Annotated in this window: 24 protein-coding genes and 1 tRNA gene; 12 read left to right on the top strand and 13 right to left on the bottom strand. The window is 59.3% G+C overall.

Annotated elements, in window-relative coordinates; translation table 11 throughout:
- From PM04_RS00130 to dctP, 4 genes are all read right to left on the bottom strand, one after another.
- Window positions 1-1,248: a malonyl-CoA decarboxylase gene (locus PM04_RS00130; protein ID WP_038002488.1), complete on the bottom strand. Its 1,248-nt coding sequence runs from the start codon at window positions 1,246-1,248 to the stop codon at window positions 1-3.
- On the bottom strand, window positions 1,245-2,561 hold the full coding sequence (locus PM04_RS00125; RefSeq protein WP_038002485.1) for a TRAP transporter large permease: 1,317 nt from the start codon (window positions 2,559-2,561) through the stop codon (window positions 1,245-1,247). The genes PM04_RS00130 and PM04_RS00125 overlap by 4 nt, the downstream gene beginning before the upstream one ends.
- A gap of 2 nt (window positions 2,562-2,563) precedes the next feature.
- Window positions 2,564-3,109 (bottom strand): TRAP transporter small permease, encoded by a 546-nt coding sequence (locus tag PM04_RS00120; protein WP_038002483.1) that lies wholly within the window; start codon window positions 3,107-3,109, stop codon window positions 2,564-2,566.
- A 77-nt stretch (window positions 3,110-3,186) separates the two neighbouring features.
- The gene (gene dctP / locus PM04_RS00115; RefSeq protein WP_038002480.1) at window positions 3,187-4,167 is read right to left on the bottom strand and encodes a TRAP transporter substrate-binding protein DctP; all 981 of its coding nucleotides are present in this window, start codon (window positions 4,165-4,167) and stop codon (window positions 3,187-3,189) included.
- A 137-nt stretch (window positions 4,168-4,304) separates the two neighbouring features.
- Here dctP and PM04_RS00110 point away from each other — a divergent pair, with 137 nt between their 5' ends.
- On the top strand, window positions 4,305-4,961 hold the full coding sequence (locus PM04_RS00110; protein ID WP_038002477.1) for a GntR family transcriptional regulator: 657 nt from the start codon (window positions 4,305-4,307) through the stop codon (window positions 4,959-4,961).
- 306 nt (window positions 4,962-5,267) lie between these two features.
- On the opposite strand, the gene PM04_RS00100 is transcribed toward PM04_RS00110, so the two are convergent.
- A tRNA-Leu gene (locus PM04_RS00100) sits at window positions 5,268-5,354 on the bottom strand.
- Window positions 5,355-5,469: 115 nt separating this feature from the next.
- Here PM04_RS00100 and lipB point away from each other — a divergent pair.
- From lipB to PM04_RS00085, 3 genes are all read left to right on the top strand, one after another.
- Entirely contained in the window at window positions 5,470-6,252 is a 783-nt protein-coding gene (lipB, locus tag PM04_RS00095; protein ID WP_255347893.1) for a lipoyl(octanoyl) transferase LipB, read from the top strand.
- Between the two features lie 235 nt (window positions 6,253-6,487).
- Window positions 6,488-8,161 carry a cytochrome c oxidase subunit I gene (ctaD, locus tag PM04_RS00090; RefSeq protein ID WP_038002469.1) on the top strand — a complete coding sequence of 558 codons (1,674 nt, stop codon included), beginning with the start codon at window positions 6,488-6,490 and terminating at the stop codon, window positions 8,159-8,161.
- Between the two features lie 5 nt (window positions 8,162-8,166).
- Window positions 8,167-8,679 (top strand): DUF2244 domain-containing protein, encoded by a 513-nt coding sequence (locus PM04_RS00085; protein WP_038002468.1) that lies wholly within the window; start codon window positions 8,167-8,169, stop codon window positions 8,677-8,679.
- Window positions 8,680-8,856: 177 nt separating this feature from the next.
- Here the strand turns inward: PM04_RS00085 and PM04_RS00080 are convergent, their stop codons facing one another.
- Window positions 8,857-9,309 carry a GatB/YqeY domain-containing protein gene (locus PM04_RS00080; protein WP_038002466.1) on the bottom strand — a complete coding sequence of 151 codons (453 nt, stop codon included), beginning with the start codon at window positions 9,307-9,309 and terminating at the stop codon, window positions 8,857-8,859.
- Between the two features lie 176 nt (window positions 9,310-9,485).
- On the opposite strand from PM04_RS00080, the gene carA reads away from it, so the two are divergent.
- Complete coding sequence (gene carA / locus PM04_RS00075) at window positions 9,486-10,634, top strand: glutamine-hydrolyzing carbamoyl-phosphate synthase small subunit (RefSeq protein ID WP_038002465.1); 1,149 nt, start codon at window positions 9,486-9,488, stop codon at window positions 10,632-10,634.
- 97 nt (window positions 10,635-10,731) lie between these two features.
- On the top strand, window positions 10,732-12,792 hold the full coding sequence (locus tag PM04_RS00070; protein WP_052068284.1) for a glycosyltransferase: 2,061 nt from the start codon (window positions 10,732-10,734) through the stop codon (window positions 12,790-12,792).
- Window positions 12,793-12,806: 14 nt separating this feature from the next.
- Here PM04_RS00070 and PM04_RS00065 read toward each other — a convergent pair whose 3' ends face one another.
- Entirely contained in the window at window positions 12,807-13,463 is a 657-nt protein-coding gene (locus tag PM04_RS00065; RefSeq protein WP_038002464.1) for a GntR family transcriptional regulator, read from the bottom strand.
- 121 nt (window positions 13,464-13,584) lie between these two features.
- Here PM04_RS00065 and PM04_RS00060 point away from each other — a divergent pair, with 121 nt between their 5' ends.
- Window positions 13,585-14,247, top strand: a complete 663-nt coding sequence (locus PM04_RS00060; RefSeq protein WP_038002462.1) for a pyrimidine 5'-nucleotidase — start codon at window positions 13,585-13,587, stop codon at window positions 14,245-14,247.
- Window positions 14,248-14,311: 64 nt separating this feature from the next.
- Window positions 14,312-15,502: a UbiH/UbiF family hydroxylase gene (locus PM04_RS00055; protein WP_038002459.1), complete on the top strand. Its 1,191-nt coding sequence runs from the start codon at window positions 14,312-14,314 to the stop codon at window positions 15,500-15,502.
- Window positions 15,503-15,508: 6 nt separating this feature from the next.
- Here the strand turns inward: PM04_RS00055 and PM04_RS00050 are convergent, their stop codons facing one another.
- From PM04_RS00050 to PM04_RS00040, 3 genes are all read right to left on the bottom strand, one after another.
- Complete coding sequence (locus PM04_RS00050; protein ID WP_038002456.1) at window positions 15,509-16,648, bottom strand: aminotransferase class V-fold PLP-dependent enzyme; 1,140 nt, start codon at window positions 16,646-16,648, stop codon at window positions 15,509-15,511.
- 150 nt (window positions 16,649-16,798) lie between these two features.
- The gene (locus PM04_RS00045; RefSeq protein ID WP_038002454.1) at window positions 16,799-17,251 is read right to left on the bottom strand and encodes an Lrp/AsnC family transcriptional regulator; all 453 of its coding nucleotides are present in this window, start codon (window positions 17,249-17,251) and stop codon (window positions 16,799-16,801) included.
- Window positions 17,248-17,703, bottom strand: a complete 456-nt coding sequence (locus tag PM04_RS00040) for an Lrp/AsnC family transcriptional regulator (RefSeq protein WP_038003750.1) — start codon at window positions 17,701-17,703, stop codon at window positions 17,248-17,250. The genes PM04_RS00045 and PM04_RS00040 overlap by 4 nt, the downstream gene beginning before the upstream one ends.
- Before the next feature lie 134 nt (window positions 17,704-17,837).
- Here PM04_RS00040 and ilvC point away from each other — a divergent pair, with 134 nt between their 5' ends.
- Window positions 17,838-18,860, top strand: coding sequence for a ketol-acid reductoisomerase (gene ilvC / locus PM04_RS00035; RefSeq protein WP_038002451.1), 1,023 nt, complete (start codon window positions 17,838-17,840; stop codon window positions 18,858-18,860).
- 73 nt (window positions 18,861-18,933) lie between these two features.
- Here ilvC and PM04_RS00030 read toward each other — a convergent pair whose 3' ends face one another.
- Together PM04_RS00030 and PM04_RS00025 are read right to left on the bottom strand one after the other, a co-directional pair.
- A complete protein-coding gene (locus tag PM04_RS00030; protein WP_038002449.1) occupies window positions 18,934-19,521 on the bottom strand; it encodes a hypothetical protein in 588 nt (195 codons plus the stop codon).
- A 201-nt stretch (window positions 19,522-19,722) separates the two neighbouring features.
- Window positions 19,723-20,316 (bottom strand): YceI family protein, encoded by a 594-nt coding sequence (locus PM04_RS00025; protein ID WP_038002447.1) that lies wholly within the window; start codon window positions 20,314-20,316, stop codon window positions 19,723-19,725.
- Window positions 20,317-20,492: 176 nt separating this feature from the next.
- Between PM04_RS00025 and PM04_RS00020 the strand changes: the two genes are divergently transcribed.
- On the top strand, window positions 20,493-21,419 hold the full coding sequence (locus PM04_RS00020) for a DMT family transporter (RefSeq protein WP_038002445.1): 927 nt from the start codon (window positions 20,493-20,495) through the stop codon (window positions 21,417-21,419).
- Window positions 21,416-22,000 carry an NTP transferase domain-containing protein gene (locus tag PM04_RS00015; protein ID WP_038002442.1) on the top strand — a complete coding sequence of 195 codons (585 nt, stop codon included), beginning with the start codon at window positions 21,416-21,418 and terminating at the stop codon, window positions 21,998-22,000. The genes PM04_RS00020 and PM04_RS00015 overlap by 4 nt, the downstream gene beginning before the upstream one ends.
- Here the strand turns inward: PM04_RS00015 and PM04_RS00010 are convergent.
- Window positions 21,987-22,247, bottom strand: coding sequence for an usg protein (locus PM04_RS00010; protein ID WP_116903983.1), 261 nt, complete (start codon window positions 22,245-22,247; stop codon window positions 21,987-21,989). The genes PM04_RS00015 and PM04_RS00010 overlap by 14 nt on opposite strands.
- A gap of 192 nt (window positions 22,248-22,439) precedes the next feature.
- Between PM04_RS00010 and gyrA the strand changes: the two genes are divergently transcribed.
- Window positions 22,440-25,184 carry a DNA gyrase subunit A gene (gene gyrA, locus PM04_RS00005; protein WP_052068285.1) on the top strand — a complete coding sequence of 915 codons (2,745 nt, stop codon included), beginning with the start codon at window positions 22,440-22,442 and terminating at the stop codon, window positions 25,182-25,184.
- The last annotated feature ends 15 nt before the right edge of the window (window positions 25,185-25,199 follow it).

Below are 25,199 nucleotides of genomic sequence, written 5' to 3'. Positions count from 1 at the left end.
CTAGGCTTTGGCCTTCTCGGCGGCGATGGTGAGCGCGCGAATTTCAGGGGATGCCGCGATCTCAGATGAGGCGGCGTAGCGTTCATGGTTTTGCGACACGCGCGATAGATCATAGAGGTAATTGACCATCACGCCGTGGGATTGCTGCATCCCCTTGGGGGACACATCGGCGTTCGCATGCAGGCGGTGGACCTCTGCCCCGTTGCCAAGGTGAAAGCGGGCAACCGGATCGCGGGGTAATCCGTCGGGGCGTTTGGCCGTCGTCAGATAAAGGGCCGTCAGCCCCGTCAGGCGCGTAGGATCACCCGCAGGCACGTCATACCCGGCCTCTTGCAGCCAAGCCGCGAACCCGGGGATCGGCGAAAGCGTGACAAACGTCTTGAGGTTTGGAAGTGCTGTCGACAAGTCCGCCGCTACTTGTTTGATCAAGGAATTGCCGAACGAGATGCTCGCAAGACCCGCCTGACAGTTTGAGATCGAATAGAACACGGCCGTGTCGGCGCCCTCTGCCTCAAGCACAGGGCGGTCTTCGGACAAAACACCTTGGACAGAGCCAGGAATGCCGCCTGTCAACGCGACCTCGACAAAGATCAGCGGCTCATCAGGCATAGCGGGGTGGAAAAACGCAAAACAGCGGCGGTCCGCAGGTTCAAGCCGGGCGCGCAGCGCACCCCAGCTATCAATCGCGTGCACGGCCTCATAGGCGATGATTTTCTCAAGAATATGCGCGGGGCTTTCCCACGTGATCGGCATCAGGACCAAAAAGCCTCGGTTAAACCAACTGGACAGAAGGTGCCGGAAATCTAGATCGAGCGCATCAAGCGCAGCCTCGCCTCGACCCAGACGCAGCAGGTCCGCGCGCATTGCCACCAACTGCCGCGTGGCACCGGGCACCTGATTAAGGCGGCGGATCAATTCTTGGCGGGGCGGCTCAGCCGCAGTCATAAACGCGCGGTAGCTGGCCTTTGTCTGGCCCTGCTCGTAGGCGTCCAGCGCAGTGCGGACATCCTCGGGTGAAATTGTCAGGTCCTCAGCCAGATGCCGGAAAAACGCGAGCTTTTCGTCATCATCACTGGCTGCGAACTTATCAAGAATGGCACGAGCCACTGCCATGCCCGTCCCCTCACCCGTGGTCCGCATAAGGTCCACGGTGAGGTCGGCGAAGGGGCGAGACACTTGACCCGCCCCCTTGTCGCCTCGGTAGCGCCGCTCAAAAACAGTCGAAAGAAGGCCACCGAGAAGGCTCATACCGCTGGCCCCATCACGTAGTCGGGCAGCCACGTTGCGATCCCCGGAAAGAAGCACAACAACAGGATCGCGATGACCATACAGGCCACATAAGGCAGCGAGCCCATCAGGATGGTCTTGAGCTTGATATCAGGCGCAATGCCGTTGATGACGTACAAGTTCAGACCCACGGGTGGCGAGATCAGCCCGATTTCCATGTTGATCGTCAGGATCACGGCAAACCAGATCGGATCGAACCCTGCGGTCGTGATGATCGGCAACAAGATTGGAGCCGCCATCAAGATCACCGCCACCGGTGGCAGAAAGAAACCCGCGATCAGCAAGAAGATGTTCACCGCAAGCATCAGGACCCAAGGGTTCACGTCCAATGTACCGATCCATGCCGCAATCGACTGCGTGATGAACAGCGATGAAAGCATAAAGCTGAACACGCCAGCCGCCCCGATGATGAACAGGATCATCACGGATTCCTTGGTGCTGTCGCGCAGGACAACCCACAGGTCCTTTGGGTTCCAGAGCTTGTAGATAATCATCGCGATCACGAGGCACAAAAGTGCGCCCACAGCTGCGGTCTCAGACGGGGTCGCGACGCCGCCATACATGGCATAGAGCACGCCAAAGATGATCAGGATGAACGGTGTCACGCGGGGCAGAATTTCGAATTTTTCTTTCCACGTGTAGTTCACCTTGGCCAACACCTGCATGTTGCCCGAGCGTGCCGTGGAATAGAGCGACCACGCCATGAACAACGCCACCAACATCAGCCCCGGCAGAACACCCGCAAGAAACAGACGCCCGATCGAGGTCTCGGTGGCGATGCCGTAGACGATCATCGTGACCGACGGCGGGATCAAAATGCCCAAGGTGCCGCCCGCCGCGATTGAGCCAGAAGCCACCTCATCGGGGTAGCCACGCTTGCGCATCTCGGGGATGCCCATTTTGCCGATGGCCGCACAGGTTGCGGGGCTGGACCCGGACATCGCCGAAAACAGCGCGCAGGCCCCAAGGTTTGAGATTACGAGGCCACCGGGCACGCGGGTCAACCACCGCTCCAGCGCTTCGTACAGGTCTGCGCCTGCGCGGGTTGAGGCAATCGCCGCCCCCATGATGATGAACATCGGGATCGACAAAAGCGCAAAGTTGTTGAGCTTGCCGAACATGATTTCAGGCATCAGTTCCAGCGAGCGCATCCCGTCAAAGGCGATCAGGAAGCCCGCCGAGACGATCAGCAGACCCGTGGCCACCGAAACGCCCGAAAACAGGACAAAAATGGTGAAGAATGCGACCAGAAGGCCGAGCAAGAGCGGATCCATCCCTACTCCTCCAGTCCGAAGGGCGTATCAACGCCGATGGCGACCGCGACAGTGTCAGCGATCATTTGCAGCACGAACAGCGCGAACCCGATAGGCAACGCCAAGTATGGGATCCACAAGCGCACGCCCCAAACTGTGTCAGACCGCCAGTTCCGTTCCCACGCGATGTGCCAGTATTCATAGGAATAAAACGTCATCACACAGATGATCGCGATGCCCGTCAGCATGGTGACGAAAAACAACGCTTTGCGCAGGCGCGGCGGCAGGGCCAGTGGGATCAGGTCTACGTTCACGTGCCCGCGCAGGTATTGCACATAAGGCAAGCCCAACATCGTGGCCGCGATCATCATGTAAACGACGGCTTCAGTTTGCCAGATCGTCGATTGGTTCAGAACGAAGCGGACAAAGATCATTTGGCAGGTGATCATCACCGACACCACGATCAACGTCGCCGCCGTCCAGCCCGACAGGAGCGACAGAAACGCCACGCCTTTTAGAAAAGGGTTATCCCCCGTGCGCGCGGACGCGCCCGTTGTTTGGCCAGACATACCAGCCTCCTGATTATTCTTGTTGGATGTGGTCGATGGGTCGGGCGCACCGTTAAGGCCGCCCGACCAAAGTGTGCTTACTCGACGGCGAGAGCCTTATCGAGCAGGTCTTGACCCGCAGGGTAGCCCGCCACGAACTCAGCGTAGGAGGTTTCCATCGCCAGTGCGCGCCATTTGTCGAAATCGTCCTGGGACATTTCAGCAATCTCAACGCCTGCGGCTTTGAAGGTCTCGACCGAAGCCGCATCCTCTGCCTTGGCTTGCTCTAGATAGAACGCTTCGGCCTTGGCGGCGGCGGCGGTCAGAGCTTCTTGTTGTGCGGGCGACAGGTCATTGAAGGTCGTCAGGTTCATCAGCAGCGGCTGGTACATGAACCAAAGCGCCGTTTCAGAGGCAGGTGTGTAGCATTTGACCTGCTCATAGATACGGTAGGACACGAACGACGAGGACGAGGTGTTTGCGGCTTGCAGCACGCCGGTTTGCATCCCGTTGTAGATTTCGGACGACGCCATGGACGTGATCGACGCCCCTGCCCCTGCCAACATCTGCTCAAACGCACGGCCAGCGGCGCGGGTTTGCAGGCCTTGGATATCGTCTGGCGAGGTGATGCATTTGTCTACGCCCGCAAAACCACCAGCAAGGTAGCCGTGCACAAGCACTTTGACGTCATCTTCGGCCATGATTTCTTCGAGCGAATCCATGAAGGGACTGTCCACCAAGCGCGCGGCGTGGTCGTGGTTGCGCACGAGGCCGGGCATCAGCGTCAGGTTATAGGCAGGCTGTTGGCCGCCCGCATAGCTGAGCGGCAGAACCGTCATGTCCAGCTGGCCACGGCTAACGGGGTTGTATTGCTCCCGCGGCGCAAACAGCGACTTCGACGGGAAAATCGTAATCTCAAGGTCAACGTCAGCAGCGGCGACTTCGTCAGCCACGATCTGCGCCACTTGGTGACGGATGTCTTTTGTGGACCACTGGTGCGACAGGCGCAGCTCGGTCGCGGATGCAGCACCAGCCATGAGCCCAAGACCCACTGCGGTGGAAATCAGCATATTTTTCATTGGAATCCTCCCAGAAACATTCCCCGATTCCTATCAGGGCTGGACAGGTTGTCACACGTCGTGTTTTTTAAATCAATATTTTTGTATACAAAAAATGATTGTTTGCGTGTGATCCAGTATGCTATCATATACAGAACATGGATAAACGACGCGCAGATAGCATTGCAAAGGCTCTTGAGCAGCTGATTTTCGACGGTACCTACACCGACGGAATGCGGCTGGATGAGGTGCAGCTTGCAGAACAATTCAACGTATCGCGCACCCCCATACGCGAGGCATTTCAACGACTTGCACAAAGCGGCATGGTTGAAGCGATCCCGCGACGTGGGGTGTTCGTGCGACAGCCCGGCCCTGTAGAACTGCTAGAGATGTTCGAAGTCATGGCCGAGCTAGAGGCCGCTTGCGCCCGGCTTGCCGCCTCGCGCATCACAGAGACCGCTTTGCAAGCCCTGCATGAAACAAATGCACGATGTAATGCCGCCGTCGCCGCCAAAGACAGTGACGGCTACTACCGTGAGAATGAACAGTTCCACGCAGCCCTCTACCGGCAATCCGGCAACGCATTCTTGGAACAAGAATGCCTGCGCCTGCAACGACGGCTCCAACCGTTTCGCCGGATGCAGCTGCGTTTCCGCGGGCGCCTGAGCCAATCCATGAGCGAGCATGAAGCCATCGTCACAGCACTGGAGGCTGGCGACGGCGACACCGCCGCCGCAGTGATCCGAGGCCATGTTGCCGTGCAGGGTGAAAAGTTCCATATGTTGATGGCGTCGCTGAAACCAGCGGCGGAATAGACCGCCCACCCTATTCGCATCACCGATAAGAGGACGCACATGGACAACCATCTCGACCCCTCAAACGCGCACAAACAACGCTGTCCCCGGTGCCAGTCCCCATTGAAAACGGTCGTCGTGCACGGCCATGAGCAATGCGCGATCTGCAAATCCAACATCTTTGAGTGCTGTTCCGGCGACACTTGTGAAACGGATCACAACTTGGCGGTGGGGTATAAGCGCGGTTAAACAACCCAGACAGTGACGCGCTGGGTAGCGTGTTTAATTTACATGTTTTCGAGGGAGTAGATCGTCACTCGATCCAAATGGTGCGGTCGAGAGGACTCGAACCTCCACGGGTGTTACCCCACAGCGACCTCAACGCTGCGCGTCTACCAATTCCGCCACGACCGCACGTCTTGACTTGGTATGGGGGGCGTTTAGCTCAGCCAAAAAGCGAAGGAAAGAGGAAAATGCACGCGGATCGCAATCCTGTGCATGGCGGAGCTTTTCAGCCCGCCAAAGGCGCGTGAACTGCGCCGCGAGACGGCCCTCCGGTTGCTTGAACGACGCAGGATTTGAGCGTAATGTCAGCTCCTCAAGGACTCCTAGACAAAGAGAGACGCGCATCGTGGTCGAATGGATAACGTCAGACGGCCTTGTGCCCTATGAAACCGCCGTCGCCCAGATGGAGGCCCGCGCCGCCGAGATCGCCGCCGGCACAGCGGATGAAGCGATTTGGCTGCTAGAGCACCCTCCCCTTTATACGGCTGGCACATCCGCAAAGCCGAGTGATCTGGTCGATCCCGAACGGTTTCCCGTCCACACCAGCAAACGCGGCGGACAATATACGTATCACGGGCCGGGGCAGCGCGTTGTTTATGTCATGCTCGATGTGGCCGCGCGCGGGCGCGATGTGCGGCTGTTTGTCGAACAGTTGGAGCATTGGGTCATCGCCACGCTGCAAGAATTCAACGTCACCGGCGAAATCCGACCGGGGCGCGTGGGTGTTTGGGTGCCGCGTCCCGACAGGCCCCGCACAGCGCATGACGAAGTGGCCGAGGACAAGATCGCGGCCATCGGCATTCGTCTGCGCAAATGGGTCAGCTTTCATGGGATCTCAATCAATGTTGAACCCGATCTGAGCCACTTTGAGGGAATCGTCCCCTGCGGGATTGCCGAGCATGGCGTGACATCTCTGGTTGATCTGGGTCTGCCCGTCACTCTTGAAGATGTGGATGTGGCTTTGCGCCGAACTTTTGAGCCCGCAATGGGCCCTGCCCCTGCCCGCCGGACGCAGGTCACCGCCTAAAATAGGGCGCGCAGATCCCAAAAACCTGTGGATAACCGCTCATGACGCGGTTCGCGCGTGGCGCACTCACAACAGGTCGGCCGGCACTTTGATCCAGATCAAAACCGCGACATTTTGCGCCACTAAATTCTGCCACTCATATTGCTCTTGGCGCATATGATCACTAGAAGAACACTCAATAAATTGTGCGGGAAGGACCCCCGCACCACTGCCACATAACAATTGGGAGCTTTCCATGGCGGACGCAGCCCTTACGGGACACGACGACCACGCGAAACCTGGGTTTTTCACCCGCTGGTTCATGTCGACAAACCACAAAGACATCGGGGTTCTGTACCTGATCGTCTCCGGCATCGCCGGTTTTATCTCTGTTGCATTCACGGTTTACATGCGCCTCGAGCTTATGGAACCCGGCGTGCAATACATGTGCCTTGAAGGCGCGCGCCTGACGGCGGCGGCTATTGGCGAATGTACCCCCAACGGACACCTCTGGAACGTGCTGATCACTGGCCATGGCATCTTGATGATGTTCTTTGTTGTGATCCCCGCACTGTTCGGCGGTTTCGGGAACTACTTCATGCCGCTGCACATCGGTGCGCCGGACATGGCATTCCCTCGTTTGAACAACCTGTCATTCTGGCTGTTTTTCGCAGGGACAACACTGGCTGTGGCCTCTGTGTTGGCGCCGGGCGGTAACGGTCAAGCGGGCTCTGGCGTTGGTTGGGTTCTGTACCCGCCGCTGTCGGTGAACGAAGGCGGTATGTCGATGGATCTTGCGATCTTTGCGGTGCACGTATCGGGCGCCTCTTCGATCCTGGGTGCGATCAACATCATCACAACCTTCCTCAACATGCGCGCCCCCGGCATGACGCTGCACAAAGTGCCGCTGTTTGCTTGGTCGATCTTTGTGACCGCATGGCTGATCCTTCTGGCTCTGCCCGTTCTGGCTGGTGCGATCACCATGCTGCTGACGGACCGTAACTTTGGGACAACTTTCTTTGACCCAGCGGGTGGCGGTGATCCGGTTCTGTACCAGCACATCCTGTGGTTCTTTGGTCACCCTGAAGTGTACATTGTGATCCTGCCTGCCTTCGGCATCGTCAGCCACATTGTTGCAACCTTCTCGCGCAAGCCAATCTTTGGCTACCTGCCCATGGTTTACGCTATGGTCGCCATCGGGGCCCTCGGCTTCGTCGTCTGGGCGCACCACATGTACACCGTCGGTATGAGCCTTAGCCAGCAAGCGTACTTTATGATCGCCACTATGATCATCGCGGTACCCACAGGCGTTAAGATCTTCTCTTGGATTGCAACGATCTGGGGCGGCTCCATCAGCTTCCGCACACCGATGCTGTTTGCGATGGGCTTTATCTTCTTGTTCACCGTTGGTGGTGTGACAGGGATCGTGCTCAGCCAAGCTGGTATCGACCGCGCCTATCACGACACTTACTACGTTGTGGCACACTTCCACTACGTGATGAGCTTGGGTGCTGTGTTCGGTATCTTTGCCGGTATCTACTACTGGATCGGCAAGATGTCGGGTCGCCAATACCCTGAGTGGGCTGGGAAACTGCACTTCTGGACCTTCTTCATCGGGACCAACATCACGTTCTTCCCACAGCACTTCCTCGGCAACCAAGGCATGCCACGCCGCTACATCGACTACCCAGAGGCATTCGCCTACTGGAACCAGATTAGCTCCTACGGCGCCTTCCTCAGCTTTGCCTCCTTCTTGTTCTTCATCGGCATCGTGGCCTACACGCTCGTCGCTGGTCGCAAGATCAAAGAGGCCGACTACTGGGGTGAATATGCCGATACGCTGGAATGGACCCTGCCCAACCCACCCCCGGAGCACACCTTCGAGCAGCTGCCAACCCGCGACATGTGGGACAAGCAGCCGGGGCACTAGGCACAATGCCTTTCCAGGTTACAAAGGGGGCTCCGGATCATTCCGGGGCCCTTTCCACACCCACCCTCGAAATCACGCTGTGGCCGCACCAAAGCCTGACCCCCAAGGGGTTTGTGATATTCATCGGGGCGACATCCATGCTGTTTGCGCTGCCGCTTTTGTCGGTGGTTGGTACGGCGGCCCTGTGGTTCTTGCTGCCGTTCATTGCGGCGACCGTCACGCTTGTGTGGTGCTTGCTCAAACGCTCATGGAAGGATGGCACGCTGCGCGAACAGCTGACCCTCACGCCTGAGCTGATCTCGATCCTACGGACCAACCCCCGCGCGCCAAAACAATCGTGGGAAGCCAATCCGTTCTGGGTCCGGGCCGAGCTGCACTCCGAACCGGTTGAGAATTATCTGACCCTGCGCGGTGGCGCACGTGATGTGGAGCTGGGCCGTTTTCTGACACCAGAGGAACGGGCCGAGTTGCACAATCTTTTGCTAGATGCGCTTGCGCGGACCAAGACCGCGCAATAGCCCTCAAAGCCCCGCACCTTTGCCGGATCTACGGCAGGACGCGGGGCTTTTTCATTCAACATTCTCAGAAGAAAAGATGCGCTTATTTACCGGGGCGTTATCGCCCCTATGAATAAACCGCGGATGGGTCGGCGGGGGCCGCTTGGCCCGCACCCTGTTCACATGAGCAGATAGCTCTTAGGACAGTTGGCCTTTGACCATCGGGCCGACCGCTCCAAAATCCATCTGGCCGGTGTACTTGGATTTGAGCGCGCCCATGACCTTGCCCATGTCGCGAATGCTGGTCGCACCCACTTCGGCAATGGCGGTCGCGACGGCGGCGTCAATCTCTGCCTCAGACAGTTGGCGCGGCAAGTAATCCTCAAGGATCGCGATTTCCTCACGCTCCCGCTCGGCCAGTTCAAGCCGCCCGCCCTCTTCATAGGCGCGCACACTTTCCTGCCGCTGCTTGACCATCTTGCCAAGGATTTGCAGCACGTCTGCATCACCCACGGTGCTGCCTTCGGTCCGCTTGGCAATGTCCAGATCCTTGATCGCCGCATTGATAAGCCGCAGCGTCGACAACCGTGTGGCGTCTTTCGCCTTCATGGCGTCTTTCAAAGCTGCGGTGATTTTAGCGCGCATATCCATCGTCTTGTTCCTTGCTCACACCCGAGAAAGGGCGTCACATATATCAGCCCCCCGCGACAAACAACCCAAGCGCGTCTGAACCCACCGATCAAGGTCCTTTGACGCTTGACCCCTCTGCCCCGCGCGCCTAAACCGTGGCCAATTTGCCGAACCCCATCAGCCGCTAGGAGACCATCATGTCAGACCCCCGCCCCACAGCCTGTCTGGCCCTTGCGGATGGCACCGTGTTCTACGGACACGGGTTTGGCGCCACGGGCCTGTCCGTCGCCGAATTGTGCTTTAACACCGCAATGACCGGATATCAGGAAATCATGACGGACCCGTCCTATGCGGGCCAAGTCGTGACCTTTACCTTCCCCCACGTGGGCAACACTGGCACCACGCCCGAGGATGACGAAACCGGACAGTCCGCCGCCGCGGGTATGGTCGTCAAATGGGACCCCACCGCGCCGTCCAACTGGCGCAACGCGCAGGACTTGGGCACGTGGCTTGCAGCACAGGGCCGCATTGGCATGGGCGGCGTTGATACCCGCCGCCTGACCCGCGCGATCCGCCAACAGGGCGCGCCGCACGTGGCACTGGCCCACGACCCCGAGGGCAATTTCGACATCGAAGCCTTGGTCAAAGCCGCCCGCGCCTTCAAAGGCCTTGAGGGTCTGGATCTGGCCAAAGAGGTAACCTGCGCCCAGAGCTACACATGGGACGAAAGCCGCTGGGCATGGCCCGAAGGCTACCCCAAGCGCGAAGGCCCCGCCCCCAAGGTTGTGGCCATCGACTACGGCGCAAAACGCAACATTCTGCGCTGCTTGGCGTGGGCGGGTTGTGATGTGACCGTGCTGCCCGCATCGGCCACCGCCGCCGACATCAAAAGCCATTCTCCCGCCGGCGTGTTCCTGTCCAACGGCCCTGGTGATCCGGCGGCCACGGGGGCATATGCCGTGCCCATGATCCGCGAAATCCTCGACACCACGGATTTGCCGATTTTTGGCATCTGCCTGGGGCACCAAATGCTGGCGCTGGCACTGGGTGCCAAGACCATCAAGATGAACCACGGCCACCACGGTGCGAACCATCCGGTGAAGGACCTCGAAAGCGGCAAGGTAGAGATCACCTCGATGAATCACGGGTTCACCGTCGACAGCCAATCGCTGCCTGAAGGCGTGATCGAAACCCATGTGTCGCTGTTTGACGGGTCGAACTGCGGAATCAGGATGGCGGACCGTCCGGTGTACTCTGTGCAGTACCACCCAGAGGCGAGCCCGGGCCCCATGGACTCAATGTATCTTTTCGAACGTTTCAGGAACGCGTTAAAGTTACCGGCCTAATTGGTTAACATATTGAGTTAATGCGTTAATTTAACGCTCCCATTAACTCTCTGTTTACCAATAGCGTCTTTCAAGGACCTGATTGTAAAGGTTCTTGATGTCCACCCAGTTTCTAAAACTCGTCCAAGCGACGCGTGTTCCCCCGTTGATGGGCCCCAAAAAGCGCGCGGCGTCCACTGCGGAGCACGCCTCGCCCCTTGGGGCGTATCTGCTTGACGCTCGGGCGATTTCACCCGGCAATCTGGCCAAGGCTTTGGCGCTGCAACTGCGCGAAGACGCCCGTTTGGGCGACATCCTAATCGCGAACGGATGGGTAACCGAGCGTGACTTGATGATGGCGTTGTCGGCGCAATACGGCATTGGATTTGCGGACACCGCCCTCCCCCCGCATGATTTGGATATGATCCGGTCTGTCCCTTGGGAATTGTGCCTCCAATACACCGTCGTGCCGTGGTCGCAGACCGGTGGAATGTTGATCCTTGCCACGTCGAACCCGGACAAAATCCCCCAGATCCGCGCCGCACTGCCCCCCGGTTTGGGCAACGTTTTGTTCACACTCGCCCCTGAGGTTGAAGTGTTAAAGGCCATCGCCCTTGGTCACGGCAAAGCCCTTGCCCGCCGGGCCGAGGCGAAGGTCCCCGAACGCATGTCGTGCCGCAATTGGGCAACCAGTTTGTCGAGCTTGGTCGTGCCAACCCTGTGTATCGTGCTGATCTTTAACCTTTTGTTTCATACGACGATGACGCTGGCAGTGCTGTCACTGTTGGCCTGCGCCCTTCTGATCAGCAATGTGATCTTTAAAGGCACCGCGCTTTGGTTTCACCTGACAGAGGACAAGAGCGAGTTCCATTCACACCGCGACCACGGATCGCAAACCAAGCGGCCGATTATTTCGCTGTTCGTGCCCCTGTTCAAAGAACCAAGGATCGCGGGGCCGTTGGTGCAACGTATGGCGCGGCTCGATTATCCACGCGAATTGCTCGACATCTGCCTGATTGTTGAGGAACACGATATTGAAACGCGCATGGCGCTTGCCCGCGCGGCAATCCCGTCGTGGTTTCGGGTCATCGTTGTGCCCGATGGCACGCCCCGCACCAAACCCCGCGCGATGAACTATGCGCTCAACTTCGCGCGCGGCTCCATCGTTGGGGTCTATGACGCCGAAGACGCCCCCGAGGCCCGACAACTCCATGCAGTGGCCAACCGCTTTGCCATCGCCCCCAAAAAGGTAGTCTGCCTTCAAGGCCGTCTGGATTATTACAACCCCCGGCAAAATTGGGTCTCTCGCTGCTTTACCATCGAATACGCCACATGGTTTCGCCTGTTTTTGCCCGCGATCAAACGCATGGGTTTGGCCGTGCCTTTGGGCGGGACCACGCTGTTTTTCCGCCGGGATGTGTTGCGTGAACTGGGCGGCTGGGATGCGCACAACGTGACCGAGGATGCCGATCTGGGCATTCGCCTTGCCCGGTTGGGCTATGAAACGGAGATGGTCGACATCACCACCCATGAAGAGGCCAACGCCGCCACCTGGCCTTGGGTCAAGCAACGCTCACGCTGGAACAAGGGCTATTTTATGACTTGGGTGGTCCATAATCGCCAGCCAATTCAACTGCTTCGCGACCTTGGCCTGCGTAAATGGCTTGGGTTTCACATGATGTTTTTGGGCATGATCCTGAACGCCGCCTTGGCCCCCTTGTTATGGAGCACGGTCGTTGTCGCCTTTGGGATGCACCATCCGATCATGACGCTGTTGCCGGAGTGGGCCGTGTGGCCGATGGCGCTGGTCTTTACCCTGGCCACGGTTCTGACGATCACGCTGGCCCTCGTCGCGTGCCGCGCCAGCCACCTGAGGTTTTTGCGGCTATGGGTGCCCCTGACGCTGCCATATTTTCAACTCACGACGCTCTCAACCTACAAGGCGCTCTTCGAAACTGTGCGCAAACCGTTCTATTGGGACAAGACCGAGCATGGCGCATTTGGCGGAGCAGAGCACGACGTTCAGACGCCCGAAGCCGCGGGGATTGAGCGGAAACCGGTGATCTTTGGCACGCCCATCAAGGACACGGCCCCCAACATCCAAGCCCTGCCCGATCAATTGACCAAGGTGCCCGTGATCAAGGTTGGCACCGATGGGACGATCCGGCGGATTTCGTGAACCCGCGGGCAGTTCTACCGGCGCCCGCCCGAGGCCATGATCCGCTCGGATTCTTCCTTGAGACGGACCTCAAACGCCACGCTCAAATGCGCGCGCAGCTCTTCTGCCGCGCGCTCTCCGTCGCCGTCGGCAATGGCCTGCACGACGCGGCTGTGCTCTTCTAATGCTAACTCTCCCCGGCCCTCTGCGGCCAGTGACGTCGTGGCCATTAACGCCATGGAGCGATGGACCAAGTCCAACTGTTGCACCAGATACCGGTTGTGGCTGGCCAGATGGATCTGCGTATGGAACCGACGATTGGCCCGGCTCAGCGCCTTGGGGTCATCAATCAGCGCGCGGTCATCTTCGACCATGTCAAAGAGGACCTTGATCTCTTCGGGGGCTGCGTGTTTTGCAGCCAGCTTGGCGGCCAGCGCCTCCAGCTCGGTGCGTACGATATACAGTTCAGCAATCTGGTCGTGGTCCAACGACGCCACGATCAAGGACCGCCCATCGCGCGTGAGCAACGATTGGGTCTCAAGCCGCTGCAATGCTTCACGAATGGGGGTGCGTGAGACGCCAAACCGCTCCGCCAGTTCGCTTTCGACCAAGCGGTCGCCGGGGCGATACGTGCCCACATCGATCGCCTCTAGGATCAGCCCATAGGCGTCTTTTTGCGATGTTTTTTCCACGTGAACCCCGTCTGCCTTAATCGTATACCATGATATGCAGACTGCCCGCACGGGATCAAGCGCAGAACAAGACCCAAAGGACGGGTTGCCCCCCGTATCCCAGCGCCTAAGGTGCAGCGCTATGACGATATCCACCACCCTGCCGCTGCCGTTTGAACATATCACCACGTGGGTGTTCGATCTGGACAACACGCTTTACCCCAGCCACGTGCGCCTGTTCGATCAAATCGAGGTCCGAATGCGGGACTACGTGGCCCGTACCCTGCGTGTCGATCTCGCCGAGGCGGACCGATTGCGCGCGCATTACTGGCGTACGCACGGGACCACCCTTGCGGGATTGATACGCGAACACGCGATCGACCCGGACCCATTTCTGGACCATGTGCACGACATTGATTTTTCCGTCCTCCCCCGTGACGCGACTTTGGCGGACCGGATCGCGCGCCTGCCGGGGCGACGCATTGTCTATACCAACGGGACTGCGTCCTATGCCGCGCGCGTCCTTGAGGCACGCGGCCTGAGCCATCTGTTTGACGCGCTTTATGGGGTGGAACACGCGGGCTATCAGCCCAAGCCTGATGCCGCCGCCTTTGATGCCGTCTTTACCAAGGACAACCTCGTCCCACGCCGCGCCGCGATGTTTGAGGATGAACCGCGCAACCTACAGGTCCCGCACGAACTGGGCATGGCCACGGTGCTGGTCGCCGAAACTCGCCCGCGCGGCGAGCACATCCACCATCACACCCACGATCTGAGCGACTTTCTGGCGCAGATTGTTGATTGAGGCGGCCTACACACTGGCCGTCTCAACGCCCGCGGCCTAGGTGTGCGGGAAGGAGGCAGTATCCATGCATGATACCACCGACATTCTGATCTCGGGCGGCGGTGTCGCCGGTTTGACCGCAGCGGCCGCATTTGGGGCCTGCGGGCACCGCGTCACGCTTGTGGACCCGACACCGCCGATCACCGACGGCGATGCGGTTGGCGCGGACTTGCGCAGCACCGCGTTTTTGCAACCCGCCCGCGCCCTGCTAGAGGAAGCCGGGCTATGGGATCGGCTTGCCCCCTTTGCCAGCGCGCTGCACACGATGCGGATCGTAGATGCGTCAAACCCCGCGCGCGAGCCTGTTGTGCGCGATTTTGAAAGCAGTGACCTAGGCGACGCGCCCTTTGGTTGGAACCTGCCCAACTGGCTGCTGCGCCGCGAAATGGTGGCCCGCTTGGACGATTTGCCAAACGTCGATTTCCGCCCCGGCACCGCCACGGCCCGCGTTCAGACCCGCACCCATGAAGCGCGTGTGACGCTGTCGGACGGCACCCGGATCACGACCCCCTTTGTGATCGCCGCCGACGGCCGCAACAGCCCCGTGCGCGAACAGGCGGGCATTTCGGTGCGCACCACCCGTTATGGCCAAAAGGCGTTGGCGTTTGCGGTCACGCACCCGTTGCCCCACGACAATGTTTCAACCGAGGTCCACCGATCCGGCGGGCCGTTCACGCTTGTGCCCCTGCCCGACCGTGATGGGCAGCCGCGCTCTGCGATTGTGTGGATGGATGATGGCCCCGAAAGCTTGCGCCGGATGAACCTTGCGCCCGATGCGTTCGAGGCTGAGCTGAACGACCGATCCGCCGGTGTGATGGGGCGGCTCAAGCTGGCCTCACGTCTGACGATCTGGCCGATCATCAGCCAAATCGCTGAACGGTTTGATGCAGAACGGACCGCCTTGATGGCCGAGGCCGCGCATGTCGTGCCCCCCATCGGCGCGCAGGGCTTGAACATGAGCCTTGCAGACATTCGCGCCCTTCTGGACCTAAGCATGAACCACGAAATGGGCAGCGCTGCGATGCTAGAGGCGTATCACCGCGCCCGGTATAAGGATGTCGCGACGCGGGTGGCGGGGATTACGACCCTGAACCGCACCTCGCAGGCCGGTCAACCGATGGTCCAAGCATTGCGCGCACGCGGCATGCAGATGTTGCACGACGTGACGCCGGTGCGCCGGGCCATGATGGAACTTGGCCTCGGCGCGCGGGGGTAAATGCCCTTAGGTGTTGGCCGGAATGACCGCATCCAACGAGCGGGTCAGCCGAGCCAAGGTCGCCTCGACATCGTATAGTTTATCGAGACCGAACAGCCCGATGCGGAAGGTCGCAAAGCCCTCAGGCTCATCACATTCCAGCGGGACGCCCGCAGCAATCTGCGTGCCCTGCGCAAGGAACGCACGGCCCGATTGGACCTCAGGGTTGTCGGTGTAGCTCACAACAACGCCCGGCGCGCCAAAGCCCTCGGCCGCGACAGATTTGACCCCGCGTGCCGCCAAAATAGCGCGCACACCGTCGCCCAAAGCCCATTGCTGGTCTTTAAGTTTCGCAAAGCCGTAGTCGCGGGTTTCGATCATCGTATCGCGGAACACCCGCAGGGCGTCGGTGGGCATCGTTGCGTGATAAGCGTGGCCGCCGTTCTCGTATGTCTCCATGATCTGGAGCCACTTTTTGAGATCAATCGCAAAGCTGTTGGACTGGGTGGCCATCACAGCTTCGCGGGCACGGTCAGACATCATCACAAGGCCAGCACATGGCGACGCGGACCAGCCTTTTTGCGGGGCAGAGATCAGGACATCGACGCCCGTGGCCTTCATATCGACCCATGCGCAGCCGCTGGCGATACAATCGAGCACCATCAAGCCGCCGACGGCGTGGGCCGCCTGCGCCAATTGCGTGATGTAGTCATCGGGCAGGATCACACCGGCGGATGTCTCAACGTGAGGGGCGAAAACCACTTGGGGTTTTTCTTCGTGGATCTTGGCCACGACTTCCTCAATCGGTGCCGGCGCGAAGGGTGCTGTGACCGTGTTGCCCTGTTGGCGCGCCTTGATCACGGTGCAGGATTTCGTGAAATGCCCGGTCTCAAAAATCTGGCTCCAGCGGTATGAAAACCACCCGTTACGCACGACGATTGCATGGGCGTCTGTGCCAAGTTGGCGGGCAACGGCCTCCATCCCGAAGGTGCCGCCACCGGGGATCAACGCGACGTGGTCAGCATTGTAGACGTCTTTGAGCATCCCCGAGATGTCAGTCATGACACCCTGAAACGCGGTCGACATTGAATTGAGCGAACGGTCCGTAAACACGACCGAAAATTCTTCGAGACCATCGGGGTCCACTGTGTCTAGCAAGGCAGCCATGAAAGTTCCTCCATTTTTTTCAGCGATACGCGCGGAGGTCGCCTCGCGCAAAGTCTATTTGGGTATACAATCGCGTTTCTAGCGGGAATTGCGCGGCAATGGTTTCCGATCCGCTACACGGCGTGCGGATTGTGGCGGCTTGGGATTTGCTCAGATCGGGCCGGGGCGGCGTTCTTCGCTCAGCAGCACATTCGCCTCAACGTTGCCCACACCGGGCAATGTCATGATACGCCGCCGCAGCACCCGTTCAAAATCGCTCAGATCGCGGGCCACGACGCGCAGGCGATAATCATATAGGCCAAGGACGTGCTGCACCGTCTGCACCTCGGGGATGGACATGCAGGCGCGCTCAAAATCCTCAAGGCTGACCCGGCCCTTGGTGGCCAGCTTAACCCCCAAAAACACCGTCACACCGAAACCCAGTTTTTCGACGTCCAGATCAACGCGGCGTCCGGAAATCACCCCCGCTTCGCGCAGCCGTTGCAACCGCCGCCAAACCGCAGGTTGGCTTAGCCCAACGGCGCGGCCAACTGCGCCTGCGCCCAGCGTCGCATCCTGTTGGACCACACGTAAAATCGCCATGTCCGTTTCGTCCCAACTCATATCGGCAAGGTTTCCGAGGTTTTGAGGGTCGCCACATGCATCAGCGCCTCAATGTCTGCTATATGCGGCAGCGTGAGAATGCTGTCGCGGTAAAGCCGTTGGTAATCCGCCATGTCGCGTGCGATCACGGACAGGCGCACGTCGACGCGGCCAAGGAATGTCTGGATCGCGATCACTTCGGGGATGTTACGGGCCGCGGCCTGAAATTCGTCAAATGCGCGGGCTTGGGTTTTTTCGAGGGTAAAGCGGAGAGACACCTCAACCGCGTAGCCAAGGGCGGCCCAATCGATCACCGCGTGACTGCCGCGCAGCACGCCTTGGGCGCGCAACCGGTCCAAGCGACGGGCGGCGGTGGTGGGTTGCAGGCCCGCGCGCTCTGCAATGTCCGACACCGGTGCTTCGGGATCGGATTGCAAATAGCGCAAGAGGCGACGGTCGGCATCATCAAGCATGAAACCTGCATATAGCATAATATCGATGAATAAAAGTCGCGTATATTAAGTGCATTTCGGGGTATTTACCCTCGAATTCCCTGCGTGCATGCCTATGCTGCCCTCAATCGAAACTCTTACCGCAAGGGACTGACATGCGCGTATATTACGATCGCGATTGCGATGTGAACCTGATCAAAGACCTCAAAGTTGCCATCCTCGGCTACGGCTCGCAGGGCCACGCCCACGCGCTGAACCTGCGCGACAGCGGTGCGAAGAACGTTGTTGTTGCTCTGCGCGAAGGCTCGCCCTCGATCGCAAAAGCCGAAGGCGAAGGCCTAAAAACAATGGGTATCGCGGAAGCCGCTGCTTGGTGTGATGTCATCATGCTGACCATGCCCGATGAGCTCCAGGCTGAGACTTACAAAAAGTACGTCCACGACAACCTGCGCGAAGGTGCTGCTATCGCATTCGCTCACGGCCTGAACGTACACTTCGGCCTGATCGAGCCCAAGCCCGGCGTTGACGTCATCATGATGGCCCCCAAAGGCCCCGGTCACACCGTGCGCGGCGAATACACCAAAGGCGGCGGCGTGCCCTGCCTTGTGGCTGTTCACCAAGACGCCTCCGGCAAAGCGCTGGAAATCGGTCTGTCCTACTGCTCCGCCATCGGTGGCGGCCGCTCCGGCATCATCGAAACCAACTTCCGCGAAGAGTGCGAAACCGACCTGTTCGGTGAGCAAGCTGTTCTGTGCGGCGGCCTCGTTGAACTGATCCGCATGGGCTTCGAAACCCTTGTAGAAGCTGGCTACGCACCCGAAATGGCCTACTTCGAGTGTCTGCACGAAGTGAAGCTGATCGTAGACCTGATCTACGAAGGCGGCATCGCGAACATGAACTACTCGATCTCGAACACAGCTGAGTACGGCGAGTATGTGTCCGGCCCACGGATCCTCCCCTACGAAGAAACCAAAGCGAAGATGAAGGCGGTTCTGACCGACATCCAAAACGGCAAATTCGTGCGTGACTTCATGCTCGAAAACGCTGTTGGTCAGCCTTCGTTCAAAGCGACCCGTCGCATCAACGATGAGCACCAGATCGAAGCCACCGGTGAGAAACTCCGCGGCATGATGCCTTGGATTTCCGCAGGCAAAATGGTCGACAAAGAGCGCAACTAAGACCGCGCTTGAGACATGCGAGAGGGCGTCCCGATTGGGGCGCCCTTTTTTGTTTGATGGACAGGCTTTGGGACTAAGCCGCAGTCCGCCTGCGCGCAAAGGCCAAACCACCCAGACCCAGCGCCAGAAGCGGCAGGCTTGCGGGCAGTGACACCGGTGATACCTGCAGATCCCATGTGCCGCGTTCCTGCGGCACGAAAGAGCCCAAGATTGGATTGACAATAAACGCGACCGAACCGCTAAGCGCGCCGAGCGAAATGCTCGCACCCGTGGGATTAATCGCCGTATCAAACGCGTAAGACGCATTGTTTACAAACAAGAAGCCGTCAAAATTACTGTTGCGCTTGGGCGCCCAGTTGAACGACAGATTATAGCGGTCCACACCGAAATCGATCATCCAAGTATCAAGGTACTGGTCCGCGCGACTGCCATTCGCCACACCGCCATAAAGGCCAAAAGCCCCACCCGGCGTTAGGATAAACCTAGACGGCGTGTTCCCAAAATCGCCCAGCGTCATATCGCACGCAGAGGCGGAAATCGCGGGCGCGACGCCGCCCTCACACACGGTGCCGGATACGACGGTTGCAGCGGACGCTGAGCTGGCCAAAGCCATGAACGCCGCGAGACATGCGGATGCCAAAATTGGCTTTATCACGATCATTGAATTCTCTTTCTTCAAACGTGGTTAATTGGTTTGAATGAGTAGAGAGCAAATGTGGCACAACAAAGATAATTCCTTGAAAACAATAAGTTTCAAGACCCTTTGCGGCGAAACTGTGGAGGTTTGGTCAGCCGCTGGGATCAAAGCCATGACCCCAGCGGGATTGTACACGTGGCGAGCGAAATATGCCCCCCCATACGCTTAGCTATCGGGCGTGTCAGAATCGAAAACCAGCCTCACGGTGACAGGTGACACACGCGTGATGCTGTCTAGGCCCGCAATTTCCTGAAGCTGATCGATCGCCGCGTCGACGCCCAACTCATCGGTGGCGAGCATCAGCATCCCATCGGTCGTGACCATCACCTTGTCCTCACCCACGCGGATCACAAAAAGGTCACTATACAGCGCAACCTCCTGCCCCAAGAGCGACAGGGTGCCCTCGGTCTCAGCGACCATGCTTTCGCCCACGCCCAGCTTGTCCAGCGCGACCATATCAACGGTGGCCGAAACAGTCGCTGTGGGGCTGTTTTTGAACACCAACTCGCGCATGCGTTCGTTGCGGATGTCGATCATTGTCTCGACCGAGGCGAGCGGCACGGACACCACCACCTGCCCCTGCGCATCGACGCTGCCCGACAGGGTGCTAAAGTGATGCACCTCGCCATTGTACTCGTTCTTGACCGAGCCAAACGCGATGTTCGACATGTCGCCGTTCAGGGTCCATGTCTCTGCCACAGCCATGGGGGCCATGAGGGCCAGCGCCATGGCTGACGCCGTGATTTTGAATAAAGTCATGAGGGATCCTCCCAAAAATATGAATAAAGGTGGGCGCTTCTGCGGGGCCCTATCCTAGATAATAGCCCGAAAGCGCGGCCTGCCGCCAAACAATTGACCTTACGTTAGCGTGAAGCGGCCCTGAGCGCGAAAATGCGGCACTGGCGCAGGCGTCGCGCGCAGGGTACATCGCAATTATGAACAGCACTCCCGTCTCTGCACCCACCCCGACAAACTGGCTCTCTATCGCGGTCCTTGGCCTAATTTGGGGCGGTACATTCATGGTGATTTCGGTCGCCTTGCGCGGGTACGGCCCGATCACAGTCGCCTGTGCGCGCACCACATTGGGCGCGTTGACCCTGCTGGCCCTGTGTGTGGCATTGCGGCGGCCTTGGCCGTGCTGGTCGTGGCGGTTATTCGGCTATGTGGTTGTCGGCGCTTTGTTTTCCACGGCGATCCCGTTTGTACTGCTCGCGTGGGGACAGCAACATGTGCCTTCAGCCTTTGCTGGGCTTTCGATGGCGGCGGTGCCTTTGTTCGTTCTGCCGTTTGCCCACTTCATGGTGCCGGGCGACGCGCTGAGCCTGCGCAAAACGGTTGGTTTCTTGATGGGGTTTGCGGGGGCGTTGGTGTTGCTTGGACCCGGCATCTTTGCCGCTGGCAGCGGAGATTTGGTGGCCTTGGGACGGCTTGCATGCCTTGCGGCCGCGATGTGCTATGCGATCTCATCTATCGCGACACGCTTGACCCCAGCGATTGATGCCATCGTGTTGTCTGCGGTGGGTTTGGTGCTGGGGGCGGTTGTCCTGATCCCGCTGATGCTGCTGACCGAGGGTGTGCCCACCCCAACGGCCACAATCCCAACGCTGGCGATCATCCTTCTCGGGCTTCTGCCCACCGCGTTTGCCGCCCTTTTGCGGGTCGCGGTGATCCGCACAGCGGGGCCCAGCTTTATGACGCTGGTCAACTATCAGGTACCCGTTTGGTCCATGATCCTCGGCGCGCTGATCCTGTCCGAGGCGCTGCCGGGACGGTTTTTCGCGGCCCTTATGCTTATCCTAACAGGGCTCGCGATCAGCCAGTGGGCCACATTGCGCGACCTGCGCACACGGGTGACAACATGACAGACGTGGCCATTGTCCTCTTGGCGGCGGGCGCTTCGAACCGGATGAAGCCCGCCGACAAACTCCTTGAATTTATTGACGGAACACCCCTAATCCTGCGGCAGCTACGGCGGTGTTGTGCGGCCAGTGGGAACGTCACCGTGGTCCTGCATGCGGGTGACGCAAAGCGGCGCGCTTGGATCACCGATAGCCCCGCGCGGATCATCACAACGCCGGAGCGGGCCATGTCGGCCTCCCTTCGGGCCGGGATTGCGGGCTGTACGGCCCCTGCGGCCATGGTTGTGCTGGCCGATATGCCCGACATCACGACCCAAGACATGGAGACCTTGCTGGCCGCACATCGTGCCTACCCGCAGGATATCATCCAAGCCACCACAGCCGATGGCCGCCCTGGCCAACCCGTGATCTTTCCCGCGAAATACTACGCAGACATCGCGCAATTGACGGGTGACGCGGGCGCGAAACCCATCGTGCAGGCCAACGGCGCCCGACGCATCGCGCTGCCCGATGAGCACGCGATCACCGACCTTGATACGCCTGAGGATTGGGCGACTTGGCGCGCCTGCGTTAATGAAGCGTAAATTCGCCCGTTACGTTGCGCCACTCCCCCGGTGCGATCATTTTGCGGTGAGTGAATTCGACGGAATGAAGCGGGCCTTCAATCTCTCGCTGCCAAAATTCAATGAACTTAAATAGCTTGGGATAATCCGGCCCAATATCATACTCCTGCCAGGTGAAGGTATTGAGAACATGGGCATAATCCGGCATGTGATAATACATCTGCGCGGTGGTTAATCCATACCCCTTCAGCATCAATTCAGTCTCCATCAGACACTCCAATGTGTTGCCTTATCCCACCAGCCTGCCACAAATTGGTGAATAGTCAATAAACACAAAGTGTTAGCACTCCGCTCAGACCGGTGCCAACGGCGGTGTTCTTGGGCATTGCACCCCATATAAAGGGGCTGCTATAGTGCGGAGAACCAAATCTAGCGGGACCGACTGGTCCACGGAGGCCGCGTGACCGATACCCCACAAACCCCTGAAAACAATGATGAAAATTCAGAGGGCGGCGGGCCAATCAGCACCCATGCCGGACCACAGATCAATATCACCGATGAAATGAAGAACTCGTTCATCGAGTATGCCATGTCGGTGATCATTTCGCGGGCCATTCCGGACCTGCGCGACGGCCTCAAGCCCGTGCACCGTCGTATCCTTTATGCGATGCACGAAACCAACAACACGCATGAAAAATCCTACCGCAAATCGGCGCGGCCGGTTGGGGACGTGATGGGGAAATACCACCCCCACGGCGACAGCGCGATTTACGACGCGCTTGTGCGGATGGCGCAGGATTTCTCCATGTCACTGCCCTTGCTGGATGGTCAGGGCAACTTTGGCTCGATGGACGGCGATAACCCTGCGGCCATGCGCTATACCGAGGTGCGGATGGACAAACCCGCCGCCTCGCTTTTGGCGGATATCGACAAGGATACGGTCGATTTTCAGGACAACTACGACGGCAAAGACCGCGAGCCTACGGTTCTGCCTGCGCGGTTCCCCAACATGCTGGTCAATGGTGCGGGTGGTATCGCCGTTGGTATGGCCACGAACATTCCGCCGCACAACCTTGGCGAAGTGATTGATGCGACCCTCGCGCTGATCGAAAAGCCCGATCTCGATTCCATGGAATTGATGGAGTACATCCCCGGCCCCGACTTCCCCACGGGCGGGATTATGCTGGGTCGGTCCGGCGCGCGCAAAGCCTACCTTGAAGGGCGCGGCTCGGTTGTGATCCGGGCGAAAACCCGCGTCGAAGAGATCCGCAAGGACCGCTACGCCATCATCATCGATGAGATCCCCTATCAGGTGAACAAGGCCACGATGATCGAAAAGATCGCCGAAATGGCCAAGGAAAAACGCATCGAGGGCATCGCCCACGTGCAGGACGAAAGCGACCGGATTGGTGTGCGCGTCGTGGTTGAGCTTAAGCGTGATGCCACAGCAGAGGTCGTTCTGAACCAGTTGTTCCGGTTCACGCCCATGCAAACCTCGTTTGGGTGTAACATGTTGGCCCTCAACGGCGGCCGCCCTGAGCAGTTGACCCTGCGCCGGTTCCTGACGTCGTTCATCGATTTCCGCGAAGACGTGGTCGCGCGCCGCACGGCCTATGATCTGCGCAAGGCGCGCGAACGGTCGCACATTTTGTGCGGCCTTGCTGTGGCCGTGTCGAACGTCGACGAAGTGGTCGCCACGATCCGCCGCTCAGCCGATGCCGCTGAGGCGCGCGCCGCCCTGATGGAACGCCGCTGGCCCGCGGGCGAAATCGCCGCCTACATCACGCTGATTGACGATCCGACCCACAAGATGAATGAGGACGGCACATACAACCTGTCCGAAACGCAGGCCCGCGCGATCCTTGAGCTGCGTCTGCAACGCCTGACGCAAATCGGCGTTAAGGAAGTCACGGATGAGCTGGAAAGCCTCGCGGCGGCCATCAAAGACTATCTCGACATCCTCAGCTCGCGCACGCGGATCCTGTCGATCATCTCGGACGAGTTGCGCGAAGTGCGCGAAGCCTTTGCTGTCGACCGTCGCACCGAGATCGTCGATTGGTCCGGCGACATGGACGATGAGGATTTGATTGAGCGTGAGGATATGGTCGTGACCATCACCTCGGCCGGCTACATCAAACGCACGCCACTTGCGGATTTCCGCGCGCAAAAGCGCGGCGGTAAGGGCACGGCTGGCATGGCCACCAAGGAAGAAGACGTGGTCACCACGTTGTTCGTCGCCAACACACACACGCCGCTTCTGTTTTTCACAACGGACGGCATGGTCTATAAACTGAAAACGTGGCTCCTGCCCCAAGGCGGCCGTACGTCCAAAGGTAAGGCGCTGGTCAACATCCTGCCGATTGGGGCGGGCGTCTCAATCGCCGCCGTGATGCCCGTGGACCGCGCCGAAGAGGACTGGTCAGACCTGCAAATCGTCTTCGCGACCTCTGCCGGGGATGTGCGCCGCAACAGCCTGTCCGATTTTGCCAAAGTCATGCGCAACGGCAAGATCGCGATGGAACTGCCCGAGGGCGTCACCATGGTGAACGCGCGCATCTGCACCGAGGATGACGACGTCATGCTGATGACATCGTCGGGTCGCGCGATCCGGTTCCGCTCAACGGATGTGCGGGTCTTCCAATCGCGCAAATCAACCGGGGTGCGCGGCGTTCGCCTGACGGGCGATGACACCGTCGTGTCCATGGCCGTGATCCGCCACTTTGAGGCGACGCCAGACGAACGTTCCGCCTACCTCAAGATGCGCCGCGCGGTTGCAGGCCTTGCGGACGACGCCGAGGTTGGCACCGACGACGAAGACGTCAGCGCCAATGCCACGATCGATCCCGAACGCTATGCCCAGATGTCCGCCGCTGAGGATTTGATCCTGACGATTACGGCGCAGGGCACGGGCAAACTGTCGTCCTCGCACGATTATCCCGTCCGCGGGCGTGGCGGCATGGGCGTGCAAGCCATCGACAAAGGCATGCGCGGTGGCGCGGTTGTTGCCTCTTTCCCGGTTGAGATTGAGGATCAGATCATGCTCGCAACATCCAAGGGGCAGTCCATTCGCTGCCCTGTTGAAGGCATTTCGTTCCGCTCGCGCAGTGCGGGTGGCGTGAAAGTGTTCAACACCAGCAAGGACGAGGAAGTCGTTTCTGTTGCGTGGATTGCCGAGCAAACCGAAGACGAACCCGCCGCAGAATAGCGGCGGGGGGGCGGG

The sequence above is a fragment of the Thalassobacter sp. 16PALIMAR09 genome, assembly GCF_000765485.1.
Taxonomy (GTDB): Bacteria; Pseudomonadota; Alphaproteobacteria; order Rhodobacterales; family Rhodobacteraceae; genus Thalassobacter; species Thalassobacter stenotrophicus.
The sequence above is the reverse complement of the archived record's forward strand: the minus strand, read 5'-3'. Positions and strand labels throughout refer to the sequence as shown.